Here is a 15,679-nt window from a genome sequence, read left to right as displayed (position 1 = left end):
TCCCGGATCAGTTGTCGCCCAGCCGGTGCACGGCTTCGGCGAAGGCGTCCCCACGGGCTCCGTAGTTGGCGAACATGTCCCAGGATGCGCAGCCAGGCGCGAGCAGCACGGTGTCACCCACCTGTGCCAGCTTCGCCGCCTCCCCCACCACGATCTGCATGGCTCCAGTGTCCGTTGCCTCGACAGTGATTACCGGGACATCCGGTGCGTGTCGGGCAAGTGCTTCGGCGATCACCTGCTTGTCCTGGCCGAGCAGCACGACCCCGCGCAGCCGTTCCCTTGCCGCGAGCACCAGTTCGTCGAACGTCGCGCCCTTGGCTTGCCCCCCGGCGATCCAGACCACGTGCTCGTAGGCCAGCAGCGACGCCTGCGCCGCGTGCGGGTTGGTCGCCTTCGAGTCGTCGACATAGTTGACCCCGGCAACTTCCGCGACGTGCGCGATCCGGTGCTTGTCCGGGGTGAACCCGCGCAACCCGTCCCGCACCGCTGTCGCGGGCACGCCGAACGCCCGGGCGAGCGCCGCCGCGGCCAGCGCGTTCGCCACGTTGTGCGGTGCCGCCGGCGTGATGTCCTCGAGCTTCGCGAGCTCCAGCGCGGACGTCTGGCGCTGCTCGACGAACGCGCGGTCGACCAGCAGATCCTCGACCAGGCCGACCATCGACAGTCCCGGGGTACCGAGGGTGAAGCCGATCGCGCGGCAGCCCTCGATCACGTCGGCGTCGATCACCAGTTGCTCGGTGGCCGGGTCGGCGACGTTGTAGACGCACGCGATCTGGCAGTTCTCGTAGATCCGGCCCTTGTCCTTCGCGTAGGCCTCCATCGACCCGTGCCAGTCGACGTGATCGGGCGCGAGGTTCAGTACGGCGGCCGAGTGCGCGGACATCGAGTGGGTGAAGTGCAACTGGTAGCTGGACAGCTCCACCGCGATCACGTCGTACGGCTCGGGGTCCATCACCACTTCCAGCAGCGGCAGGCCGACGTTGCCCGCGGCAACGGCACGGTGGCCGGCAGCGGTCAGCATCGCCGTCAGCATCTGCACGGTCGTGGTCTTGCCGTTGGTCCCGGTGATGCACAGCCACGGCGCGGCGTTCGCCGGGTCCCGCAGCCGCCAGGCCAGTTCGATCTCGCTCCAGATCGGCACCTCGCGCTCGTCGGCCTGCGCGAGCAGCGGCGCGTACGGCGGGACGCCGGGCGACGTCACCACGATGTCGACGTCCTTCGGGAGTTCCGCCGTACTGCCCGGGCCGAGGGTGATGGCGGCGCCGAGGGTCTCGAGGATCTGCGCCTTCTCGCGCAGTGCCTCGTTGTCCCGATCGTCCAGCACCGTGACGTGCTCGGCGCCGGCCTGCAGCAGTGAGTCGGCGCAGGCGTAGCCCGCCGTACCGAAGCCGAGCACGACGAACCGGGTCGTCGCCCAACCGTCGGAGGTGCGTGTTTCGAGACTCATCCGGCGACCCATTCCGCGTAGAACAGCCCGAGACCGATCACGACACACAGGCCCTGGATGATCCAGAACCGGATCACCACGTTGACCTGTTCCCACCCGAGCATCTCGAAGTGGTGATGCAGCGGCGCCATCCGGAACAATCGCTTGCCCCCGGTCAGCTTGAAGTAGCCGACCTGGAGGATCACCGAGGCGGTGACGATGACGAACAGCCCGCCGAGCAGCAGCACCAGCAGTTCGGTCCGGGTCATCACCGCGAACCCGGCCAGCGCACCACCCAGCGACAGCGAGCCCGTGTCGCCCATGAAGATCTTCGCCGGCGACGCGTTCCACCACAGGAAGCCGAACAGCGCGCCGGTCAGAGCGGCGGCCACCACGGCCAGGTCGTGTGGATCGCGGACCTCGTAGCACTTGGCGGTCGGGAACGACGCGCAGCTCTGGTTGAACTGCCAGATGCAGATCAGGGTGTACGCACCGAACACCATCATCGACGCGCCGGTGGCCAGACCGTCCAGGCCGTCGACCAGGTTGACGCCGTTCGACATGCCGGCGATCAGCAGCAGGATCCAGATCACCACCAGGATCCCGGCCAGGTGCAGCCAGTTGATGTCGCGGATGAACGAGATGAACGGCGAGGCCGGACGCTGGCCGCGCTCGTCGGGGAACTGCAGCGCGAGGACGGCGAAGGCGACGGCGATCACTGTCTGGCCGGCAAGTTTCGCCTTGCTGCGCAGGCCCAGGCTGCGCTGGCGGACGATCTTGATGAAGTCGTCCAGGAAGCCGACCGCGCCCATGCCGGCGAACAGGAACAGCACCAGGAGCGCCGAGGCGGTCGGCGCGCTCCCGTGGCCGCTGATCATCGTGAACAGCTTCGCCGCGAAGTACCCGACGATGGTGGCGATGATGAAGACGGTGCCGCCCATGGTCGGCGTACCGCGCTTGGTGTGGTGCGAGGTCGGGCCGTCGTCGCGGATCTCCTGGCCGTAGCCACGCCGGGACAGCAGGGTGATCGCCCACCGGGTGCCGAGCAGGGTCAGCACCATCGACACGGCGCCGGCGAACAGGATCGAGATCACTGCGCGCCCCCTACATACTTGGACTGCTCATCGCGTCCGGCCAACAGAGCATCGGCGAGGCTGCGCAACTTCGCCGCCTTCGAGGACTTGACCAGTACGACGTCACCCGGGCGCAGCTCGGACCTCAGCAGCTCGAGCGCCTCCGGGATGGTGTCGACGTACGCCGACTCGTTGCCCCAGGAGCCTTCCAGCGACGCGCCGAGATGGATGGGTTTGGCCCCCGCTCCGACCACGAGCAGCCGGTTCACGTCCAGCCGGACCACGAGCCGGCCGATCGCGTCGTGCTCCTCGGTCGAGGTGTCCCCCAGTTCGAGCATCTCCCCGAGCACCGCCCAGGTCCGCGCGCCCCGGGACCGTCCGATCGCGACCAGCGCCTTCAGCGCCGCCCGCGTCGAGTCCGGGTTCGCGTTGAAGGCGTCGTTGACGACCGTGACGCCGTCCGCTCGCTCGACCAGCTCCATCCGCGCCGCCGACACGCGGCCTGCCGAGTTGAGCCCGGCCACGATCTGTTCGGGCGTGAGGCCGACGGCCGATGCGACGGCCGCCGCGGCCAGTGCGTTCGACACGTGGTGCTCGCCGATGAGCTGCAACTGCACTTCGCCGGCGAAGTCGCCGACGTGCACGGTGAACGCGGGGCGTCCCTCGGCGTCGAGCTTGACGCCCTCCGCTCGGATGTCCGCCTCCGGCGCCTCGCCGAAGGTCAGCACTCGTGCCTGCGTCCGGCTCCGCATCGCCGCGACCCGATGGTCGTCGGCGTTCAGGATCGCCGTACCGCCGGGGACGACGGCCTCGATCACTTCGCCCTTGCCGAGCGCGATGTTGTCCTGGGAGCCGAACTCGCCGATGTGCGACGTCCCGACGTTGAGCACCAGTCCGACCCGCGGTGGCGTGATCCCGCACAGGTAGGTCAGATCGCCGATGTGACGCGCACCCATCTCGGCGACCAGGTACTTCGTGCTCTCGGTCGCCTGCAGCGCGGTGAGCGGGTGACCGATCTCGTTGTTGAACGAGTTCTCCGGTGACACGGTCTCGCCGTACGGGCGGATCAGCTGCGCGATCAGGTCCTTGGTGCTGGTCTTGCCCGACGAGCCGGTCAGGGCGATCACGACGAGGTCGGGCAGCCGGCTGACCACCAGCCGGGCCAGGTCGCCGAGCGCCATCTGGGCGTCGGCGACGACGATGCAGGGTGCGCCGTCGATCGGCCGCGTCGTGAGTGACGCGGTGACGCCGGCCTCGGACGCCGTAGCGACGAAGTCGTGCCCGTCGACCCGCTCACCGGGCAGGGCGACGAACAGCCCGCCGGGAGCGGCTGCTCGCGAGTCGATCACCACCGCACCGTCGACGACGGCCGACGGGTCCACACCCACCAGCTCGCCGTGGACCGCCTCGGCGATCTCACCGCACCTGACTCCGATCACCGCTCAGCCTCCAACAACTCACGCACGGTTTGGCGGTCGTCGAACGGGTGGATCACACCGCCGACGTCCTGGCCTGTCTCATGGCCCTTGCCCAGTACGACGACGGTGTCGCCCGGTCCGGCCAGCTCGATCGCGGTCGCGATGGCCCGCCTCCGGTCACCGATCTCGTGCAGGTCGACGCCCGGGACCGCCTGCCGGGCACCCTCGAGCGCGGCGGCCCGGATCGCCGCCGGGTCCTCGCTGCGCGGATTGTCGTCGGTGACGATGACGACGTCCGATCCCCGCGCGGCCGCGGCGCCCATCTGCGGGCGCTTGCCCGCGTCGCGGTCGCCGCCGCAGCCCACGATGGCGAACAGCCGGCCCTTCGTCGCGCCGCGCGCCGCCTTCAACGCGAGCTCGACCGCGTCCGGCGTATGCGCGTAGTCCACGATCACCGCCAGACCGTCCTCGCGGGTGAACGTCTCCATCCGCCCCGGCACGGTCGCGGTCCGCAGTCCGGCCGCGATCGCCTCCGCCGGTACGTCGACCTGCCGCAGCATCGCGGTCGCCAGCAGCGCGTTGGCCACGTTGAAGTCACCGGGCAGCGCGATCTCGACGGTCAGCGTCTCCCCCGGCCCCTGGATGTCGAGAACGGTCGTGCCGTGCTCGGACTGGTGCCGGCTCGCGACGGTCCAGTCGGCCTCGCCGGTCGTGGACACGGTCACCAGCGGTACGACCGTCTGCGCGGCCAGCCGGCGTCCGTACTCGTCGTCGATGGTCACCACTGCCACATCACACCGCTCCGGGGTGAACAGCGAGGCCTTCGCGGCGAAGTACTCCTCGAACGTGTTGTGGAAGTCCAAGTGGTCCTGGGTGAGATTGGTGAACCCTGCGACCGCGAACCGCGCGCCATCCACGCGGCCCATCGCCAGTGCGTGGCTCGACACCTCCATCGAGCACCACGCGACAGCGTGCTCCCGCATGACGGCGAACAGCGCCTGCAGATCGGTCGCCTCCGGAGTGGTCCGGACGCTCTTCACCACCTCGTCGCCGATCCGCGTCTCGATCGTCCCGATCAGCGCCGCCTGACCGAGCCGACGCAGTACGGCGTCCAGCAGGAAGCAGGTCGTGGTCTTGCCGTTGGTGCCGGTGATACCGATCAGCCGCAGCTCACTGGTCGGCTCGCCGTAGATCCGTGCGGCGACCGCGCCGAGCACGTCCCGCGGCTTGTCGACCACGAGCACCGGCAGACCGGTCGCGTTCGCCCGCTCCTCGCCGGTGGGGTCGGTCAGTACGGCGACCGCCCCGGACTGCTGCGCCTTTGCCACGAAGGCTGCACCGTGTGTGATCGCTCCAGGCAGAGCGGCGTACAGGTCGCCGGGAAGGACGGAGCGCGAGTCGAGCGAGACACCGGTGACATCGACTGACGCTGCCGGGGTCCGCGCGTGGGCGACCCTGGCGACCTCGGCGAGGTCGACCGGCACGATGTGCCGTGGCCTGATCGCTGCGACGGCGCCGCCTGCGGCGGAAGGGGTGGACACGGGCCCAGAGGCTACCGCTCCGGGCACCGTGACTCCTACCTGACCCTGCGTCACCAGGTGGTGGGAACGTCGGGCTGCTTCGCCCCCGTCGGTGGGACGACGTACTTCTGCAGCGCGTAGCTCATCACGTCTCGGAACACCGGTCCTCCCTGGAAGCCACCACCCCGCGCACCGAGCGGGTCGTGCAGTACGACGTACGTCACGAACCGTGGGTTGTCGGCTGGGGCGAATCCGGCGAAAGAAGTCGCCCACTTGCGGTAGCACCCGCAGGCCGAGTCGACTTCCTGGGCGGTTCCGGTCTTGCCGGCCACCAGGTAGCCGTCGATCGCCGCCTGCGGTGCGGTGCCCTTCTTCGCGGTCACCGCCTCCATCATCGTGGCGACCTCCTTGGCGGCCTTCTCGCTCACCACCCGGCGCGGCGGGGCGGTCTGGTTCGGCGTGGTGGTGCCGTTCGCGTCGACGTAGTTGCGGACCAGCTTCGGCGGCACGTAGACGCCGCCGTTGGCGACCGCGTTCACCGCGGCGGTCATCTGCACCGCGTTCGCCGACAGGCCCTGGCCGAACGCGACGTTCGAGCGGGTCAGCTCGCTCCACTCGTCACCCGGCGGCATCAGGCCCTTGCTCTCGCCCGGGTAGTTCAGCCCGGTCGGCGAGCCGAAACCGAAGTCGTGCAGGTACTTCACGAACTGCGGGATCCGCATCTGCTGAGCGGCCATGATCGTGCCGACGTTCGACGACTTCGCGACCACCCCGGCGATGGTGAGGTTCAGCGTGCCGTGGTCCCAATGGTCCTTGATCGTGCGCCGCTGCACCTCGATGCTGCCCGGGACCCGGAGCTTGGTGTTCAGGTCGATCAGGCCGGCGTCGGCGAGAGCGGCCATGGTGACCACCTTCTGCACGCTGCCCGGCTCGTAGGTCCGCTCCAGCGCGGGGTTCTTCAACTGGCTCGGCGAGGTGACGCTCTTGTTCGGGTCGAAGCTCGGGTAGTTGGCCATCGCCAGGATCTCGCCGGACTTCACGTCCATCGTGACCACGGTGCCGGCGCTGGCGTGGTACTGCTTCACCGTCTGCTCGATCCGCTTCTCCGCGAACCACTGCAGGTCTGCGTCCAGGGTGAGCTGTACGCCGACGCCGGGCTTCGGCTCCTCGACCGTGTGGTTCGCGTTCGGGATCTTGTTGCCCTTGGTGTCGACCTCGTACATCGCCTTGCCGTCCTGACCGGACAGCTTGTCGTTCAGCCCGTACTCGAGTCCGGACAGCCCCTTGCCGTCGCCGCCGACCACGCCGACCACGTTCGCGGCGATGGTGCCGTTCGGGTGGCTGCGGACCGGGTCGTCCTCGGTGTAGAGGCCGGCCAGCAGCGGGGCCTTCTGGTCCTGCGGCTTGGCCTTGTTCTGCTCGTTGATGTCGGCGTTGCGCTGCTTCATCGCGGCCTGGATCTCGTTCCAGGTCTGCGGGGCGACCTGGCGGGCGAGACGGACGTACCGGCCCTTGCCGGTCATCGCGGTGACGAGCTTGTCGTACGTCGTACCGGACAGCTTGGGCGCCATGATGGCGGCCAGCTGCGTCGCGACCGGGCCGGTCTGGGTCGGGTCCGCGGTGATCGCGACCGCGTCCTCGGAGACCGAGAACGGAACGCCGTTGCGGTCGACGATCGCGCCGCGGGAGGCGTACAGGGGGAACGGCTTGGTGTTCTCCCGGCTGGCCGCCTGGGCATAGCTGTCCGGGTCCACGCCCTGCAGCAGCACCAGCCGCCCGGCGAACAGCGACAGCACGAACGCCATCACCCCGAACGTGACCCGCAGCCGCAACGTCGGCCGCCCCAACGTCAAAGTCCGCGGCGGCCGCTTGACCTTCCGCTTCTTGGGCCGAGGAGCCGGCCGATTCTGCGGAGGCCTCTTCTTCCCGGCCGACTTCTTGGCAGGGGCCTTCTTGGCCGGCCGCTTCCGCGGCTGACCGTCGGCGCCACGCGAAGGCGCCGGGCGTTGCCCGGCGCCCGCCTTACGCGGGCTCTCGGCCCGCGCCGCCTGCTTACGCGGCACAGCCGCGCGCCCCGCGCCGTCCTCGGCTCCGCGGCGCCCGGAGGCTGCTCCGGTGCGCTTCTGCCCTCCCGTGGCCTGCTTACGCGGCGCAGCCGCGCGCCCCGCACTGTCCGCGGCGCCACGGCTCCGCCCCGAGGGCTTCCGCTCACCACCGTCCCCGCTCGGCGCGGGGCGGCGCGGAGCACTGCCTTCCTGCTCTTCGCGGGCTTGGCGCAGGAGGCGGTCTCGGGTGGATTCGGGACGCTGTGGGGTAGAGCGATTGCTGTCGGTGACGGACGGACGGCGAGGCTGGGCCTTGCGGGGCGTGCCGCCCCGGCCCGGCTCGGTGCCACGCCTGCGTGGCGGCTCGCTGCCCCGTCGGTCCGTCATCCGATCATCCCCCGGTGGTCGTGGTGCCCTGCGCCCCTGTCGTCGTACCGGTGCGCGGGGAGTTCGTGGTGGCGGGCGGCTTGTTACCCGTGGCCGTTCCTGTCCGTGCGGTCGCCGTACCCGGCTTCACCGTCCCCGGCTTGACCGTCCCGGCCGGAGGCTTCACCGTGCCGGCCGGAGGCTTCACCGTCCCGGCCGGGGGCTTGGGCGTGACGACGGGCGGCTTCGGCGTGACGGCCGGCTTCGGCGCCGCGCTGGGACCGAACATCGCCGCACCGGTCCCGGCCTTGCCTTCCTGCGGCACCCCGAGCACCCGCCCGTCGGACAGCCGCAGGAAGACCGGGTTCGGGTTCGGCACCATGCCCATCTTCAGCGCCCGGTCGGCCAGGTTCTGCGGCGACTCCAGCGTGCGGACCTGCTTCTCCAGCTGCTCCTGCTGGTCCCGCAGCTGATCGGCCTGCTTGTTCAGCTCGGTGACGTGGAAGGTCCCGCTCTGCAGCTCGGTGTTGAGCAGCAGCAGACCGACCAGGCCGGCCGCCAGCAGCGACACCACGAAGATGACGAACGGCATCCGCGGCGGCCGGAACGGTGCACCGTAGACGACCCGCAGCTTCGGCTCCGACCGCTTGGCCGGCGCCGGCGTGACCCGTGCCTTGGACGGGCTGAAGACAGTACTCATCAGGCCACCAGCCCTTTCTCCCGGATACGTTCGGCCGCTCGCACGCGAGCGGAGGCGGCCCGCGGGTTCGCCGCGACCTCCTCCTCGGTCGGCCGCTCGGCGCCACGGGTCAGCAACTTCAGGTACGGCTCGTGCCCGGCCGGAATGACCGGCAGGTCGTCAGGTACGTCGCTCTTCGTGGCGGCAGCGAACGTCTGCTTGGTGATCCGGTCCTCCAGGGACTGGTAGCTCATCACCACGATCCGCCCGTGCAGCGCCAGCGCCGCGAGCGCCGCCGGCAGCGCCCGCCGGAGCACCTCGAGCTCGCCGTTCACCTCGATCCGCAGGGCCTGGAACGTCCGCTTCGCCGGGTGCCCGCCGGTACGCCGGGCAGCCTGCGGGATCGCGTTCCGGACCAGCTCGGACAGTCGCGCGCTGGTGGTGAACGGCTCGGTCTCGCGCTCCCGCACTATCCGGTCCGCGATCCGCCGGGCGAACTTCTCCTCGCCGTACTGGAACAGGATCCGGGCCAGGTCCGCCGCGCTGTAGGTGTTCACGATGTCGGCGGCGGTGGTCGGGCCGGTGCTGTCCATCCGCATGTCCAGCGGCGCGTCCTGCGCATAGGCGAACCCCCGGTCGGCCTCGTCCAGCTGCATCGACGAGACGCCCAGGTCGAACAGGATCCCGTCGATCGCAGGTACGCCGAGGTCCGCGAGCGCCCGCGGGAGTTCGTCGTACGTCGCGTGCACGAGCGTGATCCGCTCCTCGTACGGCGCCAGCCGGTCGCCGGCCAGGCGCAACGCCGCGGGGTCGCGGTCGAAGCCGATCAGCTGCGTGTCGGGAAAGCTGCGCAGGAACGCCTCGGAATGGCCACCGAGGCCGAGGGTCGCGTCGACGAGGACCGCGCCGGGGTGGGCGAGCGCCGGTGCCAGCAGCGCGACCACGCGCTCCAGCATCACCGGCACATGCCGCTCCGCAGCGTTCATCCTCGACCCTTCCCGTCGCCGCGGGAGCGACCCTGCCCCCGCAGGTTCTGTACTGCTGTGCTGCCCTTCAGGCCTGCCGTCCGGGCCGGCCTTCCGGTTGGTCGCCGCTCCGGATGTCGCGGATCCGGTCCGGCGGTTCGCCGTCGTACGTCGTACCTGTGCTGCGGTGGGGCGGGGTGGAGGGTGTCTGAGGTGGCGGTGCTTGGAGTGACACCGTCCGGTCAGATCGCGGGTACGCCTTCCGGGGAAGTACCTCGTCGGTCTTGGCGCCGGGGAAGTGGCGCCAAGGGCTTGAGGTCGGAAGTCGGACCCGTGATCTCACCGGACGGTCGGTGTGCTCTCGGTCCTGCTCGCCCACTGTTCAGCTAGAAGATTCCTGGCAATACCTCTTCGGAGAGGTCCGCGAAGGCCTGCTCCTGCTCTTGCGAGTACCTGTTCCAGTTCTCCGTGTTCCAGATCTCCACCCTGTTCATCGCCCCGATGACGACGCAGTCGCGATCCAGTCCGGCGTAATCGCGCAGCATCGGCGGGATGGTGACCCGGCCCTGCTTGTCCGGCACCTCGTTGGAGGCTCCGGCAAACAGCATCCGCAGATAGTCCCGTGCACCCTTGTTGGTGATCGGCGCCTGCTTCAGCTGCTCTGTCAGTTGGATGAACTCGCGCTCGGGCCACACGGACAGCGACCGCTCCTGTCCACGCGTGATCACCAGGCCGTCGGCCAGTTCGTCGCGGAACTTCGCCGGCAGGAACAGTCGTCCCTTGTCGTCGAGCTTGGGGAAGTGAGTTCCGAGGAACACGCTCCACCTCCCCGTTGCGGACTCTCCGTCTCAGGCGAGCTGTTTCCACCACTTCGGTTCCACTGCGCTCCACCTTACTCCACTTTCCACCACCGTCAACCAACTTCCGCCCGTTTCCCCCCACCCGCGCCGCGAATCCCACCCGGCGTTCCCGCGTGTCGCTTCCTGGTCAGGCGCCTGGCTCTCCTCCACTTCGCTCCACCGGCCCCTCCACTCCCCTCCACCGGGCTTCTCCCCTTCGCTCCACTCGGTGCTGTTTCCACTCCGTTCCGCATCGGGATGAACCATTCGGCGCCCGGAGCCGTCGTAACCCCCGGCAGTTTGTTTTCGCCGCCCGTACGCTTGGAGGGACGACTTTCCGACCCAGCCGGTGAGGGCCTGTGCCGATGAACACCGAAACGCCAGGTAACGAAACTTCCGATGCTCTAGGCCCGGCCCCTACAGCGGGTGAGAATGTGTCGGCCGTCAACGAATGGGGAGGACTCAGGGTGAGCAGTACCGCGACCAGCTCGGCACTGGCAGGAGCCGGGGACTTCGACGAACTGGCCGAGGTGGCGGGACGAGTCCGCCGGGCCATCGAGCAGGTGATCGAGGGCAAACCCGACGTGGTCGAGGTCGCCGTCACGGTCCTGCTGGCCGAAGGCCACCTTCTGATCGAGGACGTACCGGGCGTCGGCAAGACGATGCTGGCCAAGGCGCTGGCCCGGTCGATCGACTGCACCGTGCGCCGGATCCAGTTCACCCCGGACCTGCTGCCGTCGGACATCACCGGCGTCTCGGTGTTCAACCAGGAGATCCGCGACTTCGAGTTCAAGCCCGGCGCGGTGTTCGCGAACATCGTGGTCGGCGACGAGATCAACCGTGCCTCGCCGAAGACCCAGGCCGCGCTGCTGGAGTCGATGGAGGAGCGCCAGGTCACCGTCGACACCACGACGTACCAGCTCGAGGCGCCGTTCATGGTCATCGCGACCCAGAACCCGATCGAGATGGAAGGCACCTACCCGCTCCCCGAGGCGCAGCGCGACCGTTTCATGGCCCGTGTCTCGATGGGGTACCCGGAGCCGGCCGCCGAGCTGCGGATGCTCGACGGTCACGCCGCCGACGACCCGCTGAAGAGCCTGCAACCGGTCACGGACGGCCAGCAGATCCTGCGGCTGGTGAAGACGGTGCAGTCGGTGCACGTGTCCGAGGGCGTCAAGGAGTACGCCGTCGCCCTGGTCGGCGCGACCCGTCGATCGCAGGAGCTCCGGCTGGGTGCGAGCCCCCGGTCCACCCTGCACCTGATCCGCGCGGCCCGCGCGGCGGCGGCGCTCGACTCCCGGGAGTTCGTGCTTCCGGACGATGTTCAAGAGCTCGCGGTGCCCGTGCTGGCGCACCGCGTTCTTCCTGCGGCTGAGGCGCATCTCGGTGGGCGCGGTGCAGCCGACATCATCTCCGGGTTGGTGTCCACGGTGGCACTCCCCCGCACTCGTCGGGACTGAGACATGCGGCAGGCACTGCGCGGGCTGACCACCAGAGGGCGGGCGTTCGTCGCGGCCGGCATCACCGCGTCGCTGTGCGCGCTCCTGCTCGGGCAGAAGGACTTGCTGCGCGTCGGCATCCTGCTGGTCGCACTGCCGGTGGTCGCGGCGCTCGTAGTCGGACGGACCAGACTGCGACTGCAGGTACGGCGCAGCCTCGCGCCGGACCAGGTGCCGGTGGGCACGCAGGCGACGGTGGAGCTTGCCTTGAGCAACCAAGGCCGGATGCCGGCGGGTCTGCTCCTGCTCGAGGACCGGATCCCTTACGTGCTGGGTCACCGGCCGCGCTTCGTGGTCGACCGGGTCAGTCCGAACTGGCGTCGTACGGTCACCTACTCGGTCAAGTCCGACGTCCGTGGCCTGTTCCAGGTCGGGCCGTTGATGCTGACCGTGGCCGACCCGTTCGGTCTGGTCGAGACCAGCCGCACGTTCACCCGCAGCCAGCATCTGCTGGTGACGCCGCGGGTCTACCGGCTGCCGGAGATCCGGCTGGGTGCGGACCGGGCCGGTTCGGGTGAGAACCGGCCGCGGGCGATCGCGTCGGCCGGCGAGGAGGACGCGACTGTTCGCGAGTACCGCGACGGTGACGACCTCCGCCGGGTGCACTGGCGGTCGACCGCCCGCCGCGGCGAGCTGATGGTGCGGCGGGAGGAGCAGCCCTGGCAGAGCCGGTGCGCGATGTTCCTGGACGCGCGGACCATCTCCCACCACGGCCACGGCCCGTCCTCCAGCCTCGAGTGGGCCGTCAGCGCTGCCGCCTCGGTCGGCATCGACCGGATCCGCCGCGGCTACGCGACCACGATGCTCGGCGGTCCGACCACACTGTCGGCGATCACCCACCGCACCTCGGCCTCCGTCCACCAGCCGCTCACCACACAGCAGTTGCTGACCGAGTGCGCGACCGTCGAGGAACACAAGTACGCCGAGATCGGTCCGCTGCTGACCGTCGACCGGCATACCCATGACCCGAGCCTGGTGATCGCGATCCTCGGCGCGTGCAGCTCCGAGGACGTCACCTCGCTGAACCGCTGGCGGACCAGCCAGGCCATCGGCGTCGCGCTGCTGCTCGACGCGGCCAGCTGGGCGGTCGGCGCCGAGGCGACCGAGAAGGCGGCCCGGCTGACCGCTGCCGCGGACGCCACTGAGAACGAACTGCGCCGGAGCGGCTGGCGGGTCGCCAGAGTCCGGCGCGGCGACCACCTGCCCACCGTGTGGTCCGGCCTCGGGCTGCGGAGCGGAAGGATCGCATGACCGGTCACGTGAGGATCTCTCTCGCCGCTTGGGGAGCGACCGTGTTGGGGTCGCTCGTGCTGACGCCCGTGTTCTCGGGGCCGTTCCTGTTCATCAGCGCGTTCCTGTGCGCGGCTGTCACCGGCGTCGGAGTGCTGCTGCAGAACCTGCGCGCCCCGCGGATCGTCGTACCGCTGGTTCAACTCCTCGTGCTGATCGAGCTGCTGTCGCTGTTCTTCCTGAACAGCACGCTGAAGTTCGGGCTGTTCCCGTGGAAGGGGACAGCGATCGAGTTCAACAACCAGATGGTCCACGCGATGGACTCGATCAACCGGTTCAGCGCGCCGCTGCCGCCGGACTCGCACCTGACCCTGTTCGCCGTGTCGGTCATCTCCGCGACCGGTCTGCTGATCCACGTCGTCGCCGTGCAGCTTCGGCAGGCGGCCTGGGCCGGACTGCTGCTCCTGATCATGTACACCGTGCCGGCCGCGACCGTGCACGGCGGACTGCCCGCGTTGCTGTTCATCCCGCCGGCGATCGGCTACATCGTGCTGCTGTCGGCTGAGGGCCGCAGCAGGCTGAGCCGGTGGGGCCGCCGGATCTCCGGTGTGTCGCACCTGGACGCGGCCGAGCCGGTCGAGGCGTCCGCACTCGGCCAGGCGGGCCGACGGATCGGTCTGAGCGTGGTTGCGCTCGCCGCACTCCTGCCGGCGCTGCTGCCGGCCCTGCCGGAAGGTGTCGTCGGCAACGGTCTGGCGGGCAGCGGTCCCGGCAACGGCGTCGGGGCGTCGATCTCGTCGACCGACCCGATGCTGGACATGGGCAAGAACCTCAAGCGCGGCGACAACGTGGTCGCGCTCACCTACAAGGGCGGTCCGGACGGCGGCAGCTACCTGCGGCTGACCGCGCTCGACAGCTTCGACGGCAACACCTGGCGGATCGCGCCCCGGCCGGAGAACCGCAAGATCGACGGCGAACTCTCGCCGCCGCCCGGGTACAACGGCGACCTGAGCAAGGCTCCGCAGACCAAGATGGAGATCAACGTCAGCCGGAGCTTCCGGTCCCAGTTCGCCCCGGTCCCCTATCCGCTGCGGACGATCTCGCTCAAGCGGGACTGGCGGTACGACGCCGGCGCGCTCGACGTGGTGTCGTCGAACGGGCAGGTCGTCGGCGGCAAGAAGTACAACCTGAGCGCGTACGACCTCAAGCCCAACCCGGACCAGTTGCACAACGCCCTCCAAGGCGGTGCGCCGGACGAGTACACCAGCCGGGTGCCGCGGCGTACCCCGCAGGAGATCAAGGACCTCACCAACGAGGTCACTGCCGATGCCAAGGGCAACCAGTTCGACGAGGCGGTGCTGCTGCAGAGCTGGTTCCGCAGCGGCGGCGGCTTCACCTACAGCACCGACAACGCCCGCGGCAGCGGGATGCCGGCGCTGCGCGACTTCCTGCTGGAGAACAAGACCGGGTACTGCGAGCAGTTCGCCACCGGGATGGCGCTGATGGCGCGCATCCTCGGCATCCCGTCGCGGGTCGGCATCGGGTTCCTGCCCGGGACGGCCGACAAGGACGGCCAGTACACGGTGCGGATGCACGACATGCACGCCTGGCCCGAGCTGTACTTCCAGGGCTACGGCTGGGTCCGGTTCGAGCCGACCCCGCCGGCCCGAGTGGCCGCCGCCCCGAGCTGGACGGTCGGCGCCGGCTCCGACTCGATCGGCCCGTCGACGGCACCGAGCACCGCGCCGATCACCCCGGGCGGCACCGAGGACCCACTGATCGACAAGCCGAACAGCGACCGCAACCTGCCCAACGACAGCGGCGTCGCGGTCCTCGACCAGGGCAACTGGTTCACCAACGGCGGCGGCCAGGCGATCGGCATCAGCGCGGGCGTGATTCTGTTGCTGTGCATCCCGTGGCTGATCCGCAGTCTGACAAGACGCCGCCGGTTCTCCCGGCCGCCAGGCCGGTCCGGAGCCGAAGGACTCTGGGCGGAGATCCGCGACACGTCCCGGGACCTCGGTCTCGACTGGTCGGAGATCTCCACGCCACGCCAGTCCGGCGACTGGCTGCTGACGAAACTGCCGACAGAGACGCATCCGCAGGCGCTCCGGCTGGCCCGTGGCATCGAGGCCCTGCGGTACTCCGGTGACGTGAACCCCAGCACGGACCTTCGCGCCGAGGCAGCCGCCGTACGCAAGGCGCTGTGGTCCCAGGCGCGGCAGGTACGCCGCTGGCGGGCGCGGCTGCTGCCACCGTCCTGGCGCTGGTACCTGAACCGGGGCAGCACAGAGGCCTCCGACCTCCTGGACGAGTTCGACCTTCTGCTCGCCCGGCTCAGGTCCCTGGTCCTCCGCGGACGCCACGCCAACTGACAGCCGGGTCTCGGTCGCGACTGACGACCGGGCCTTCGGCCGCACCTGACAACCAGGCTTCGGCCGCGACTGACGACCTCGGCCGTGCACTCCATCTACAGGGTGCGCGGCCGACCCATGTCGGAGTACGCGGCAGAGGTGGATGCCCACCTGGGCCAGATCTCAAGCCAGACCGTGCACAAAAAGAACCACACCCGCCCCACCAGGGCACGGGTGTGGTTCTCCGACTGGTCTCGCGCTCAGC

At 69.7% G+C, this 15,679-nt stretch carries 11 protein-coding genes; 3 read left to right on the top strand and 8 right to left on the bottom strand.

Annotation, left to right across the window (positions count from 1 at the left end; all coding sequences use genetic code 11):
• Nucleotides 1-7: 7 nt before the first annotated feature.
• The 8 genes from murD to mraZ form a co-directional block, all read right to left on the bottom strand.
• Complete coding sequence (murD, locus tag ACGFH6_RS14740) at nt 8-1,447, bottom strand: UDP-N-acetylmuramoyl-L-alanine--D-glutamate ligase (RefSeq protein WP_393383843.1); 1,440 nt, start codon at nt 1,445-1,447, stop codon at nt 8-10.
• On the bottom strand, nt 1,444-2,520 hold the full coding sequence (gene mraY / locus ACGFH6_RS14735) for a phospho-N-acetylmuramoyl-pentapeptide-transferase (protein WP_393383841.1): 1,077 nt from the start codon (nt 2,518-2,520) through the stop codon (nt 1,444-1,446). The genes murD and mraY overlap by 4 nt, the downstream gene beginning before the upstream one ends.
• Nucleotides 2,517-3,938 (bottom strand): UDP-N-acetylmuramoyl-tripeptide--D-alanyl-D-alanine ligase, encoded by a 1,422-nt coding sequence (murF, locus tag ACGFH6_RS14730; protein ID WP_393383840.1) that lies wholly within the window; start codon nt 3,936-3,938, stop codon nt 2,517-2,519. The genes mraY and murF overlap by 4 nt, the downstream gene beginning before the upstream one ends.
• The gene (locus ACGFH6_RS14725) at nt 3,935-5,458 is read right to left on the bottom strand and encodes a UDP-N-acetylmuramoyl-L-alanyl-D-glutamate--2,6-diaminopimelate ligase (protein ID WP_393383838.1); all 1,524 of its coding nucleotides are present in this window, start codon (nt 5,456-5,458) and stop codon (nt 3,935-3,937) included. The genes murF and ACGFH6_RS14725 overlap by 4 nt, the downstream gene beginning before the upstream one ends.
• Before the next feature lie 50 nt (nt 5,459-5,508).
• Nucleotides 5,509-7,500: a peptidoglycan D,D-transpeptidase FtsI family protein gene (locus ACGFH6_RS14720; RefSeq protein WP_393383836.1), complete on the bottom strand. Its 1,992-nt coding sequence runs from the start codon at nt 7,498-7,500 to the stop codon at nt 5,509-5,511.
• Nucleotides 7,501-7,873: 373 nt separating this feature from the next.
• Nucleotides 7,874-8,548, bottom strand: a complete 675-nt coding sequence (locus ACGFH6_RS14715) for a hypothetical protein (protein WP_393383834.1) — start codon at nt 8,546-8,548, stop codon at nt 7,874-7,876.
• Nucleotides 8,548-9,513 carry a 16S rRNA (cytosine(1402)-N(4))-methyltransferase RsmH gene (gene rsmH, locus ACGFH6_RS14710; protein WP_393383832.1) on the bottom strand — a complete coding sequence of 322 codons (966 nt, stop codon included), beginning with the start codon at nt 9,511-9,513 and terminating at the stop codon, nt 8,548-8,550. The genes ACGFH6_RS14715 and rsmH overlap by 1 nt, the downstream gene beginning before the upstream one ends.
• A 365-nt stretch (nt 9,514-9,878) precedes the next feature.
• Nucleotides 9,879-10,310 carry a division/cell wall cluster transcriptional repressor MraZ gene (mraZ, locus tag ACGFH6_RS14705; protein WP_131514606.1) on the bottom strand — a complete coding sequence of 144 codons (432 nt, stop codon included), beginning with the start codon at nt 10,308-10,310 and terminating at the stop codon, nt 9,879-9,881.
• Between the two features lie 542 nt (nt 10,311-10,852).
• Here mraZ and ACGFH6_RS14700 point away from each other — a divergent pair.
• The 3 genes from ACGFH6_RS14700 to ACGFH6_RS14690 are packed head-to-tail and all read left to right on the top strand — an operon-like array spanning nt 10,853 to nt 15,435.
• Nucleotides 10,853-11,791 (top strand): AAA family ATPase, encoded by a 939-nt coding sequence (locus tag ACGFH6_RS14700; protein WP_393384822.1) that lies wholly within the window; start codon nt 10,853-10,855, stop codon nt 11,789-11,791.
• Nucleotides 11,792-11,794: 3 nt separating this feature from the next.
• The gene (locus ACGFH6_RS14695) at nt 11,795-13,081 is read left to right on the top strand and encodes a DUF58 domain-containing protein (RefSeq protein WP_131351381.1); all 1,287 of its coding nucleotides are present in this window, start codon (nt 11,795-11,797) and stop codon (nt 13,079-13,081) included.
• Between the two features lie 41 nt (nt 13,082-13,122).
• A complete protein-coding gene (locus tag ACGFH6_RS14690; RefSeq protein ID WP_393383829.1) occupies nt 13,123-15,435 on the top strand; it encodes a transglutaminaseTgpA domain-containing protein in 2,313 nt (770 codons plus the stop codon).
• The last annotated feature ends 244 nt before the right edge of the window (nt 15,436-15,679 follow it).

It is taken from the genome of Kribbella sp. NPDC049227 (genome assembly GCF_043197265.1).
Lineage (GTDB): Bacteria > Actinomycetota > Actinomycetes > Propionibacteriales > Kribbellaceae > Kribbella.
This window is presented reverse-complemented; position numbering and strand designations above follow the sequence as displayed.

Excerpts from the sequence above, each read along its gene's own strand:
- rsmH (WP_393383832.1), bottom strand. The coding sequence starts at position 9,513 with ATGAACGCTGCGGAGCGGCATGTGCCGGTGATGCTGGAGCGCGTGGTC.
- ACGFH6_RS14695 (WP_131351381.1), top strand. The coding sequence starts at position 11,795 with ATGCGGCAGGCACTGCGCGGGCTGACCACCAGAGGGCGGGCGTTCGTC.
- murD (WP_393383843.1), bottom strand. The coding sequence starts at position 1,447 with ATGAGTCTCGAAACACGCACCTCCGACGGTTGGGCGACGACCCGGTTC.
- ACGFH6_RS14715 (WP_393383834.1), bottom strand. The coding sequence starts at position 8,548 with ATGAGTACTGTCTTCAGCCCGTCCAAGGCACGGGTCACGCCGGCGCCG.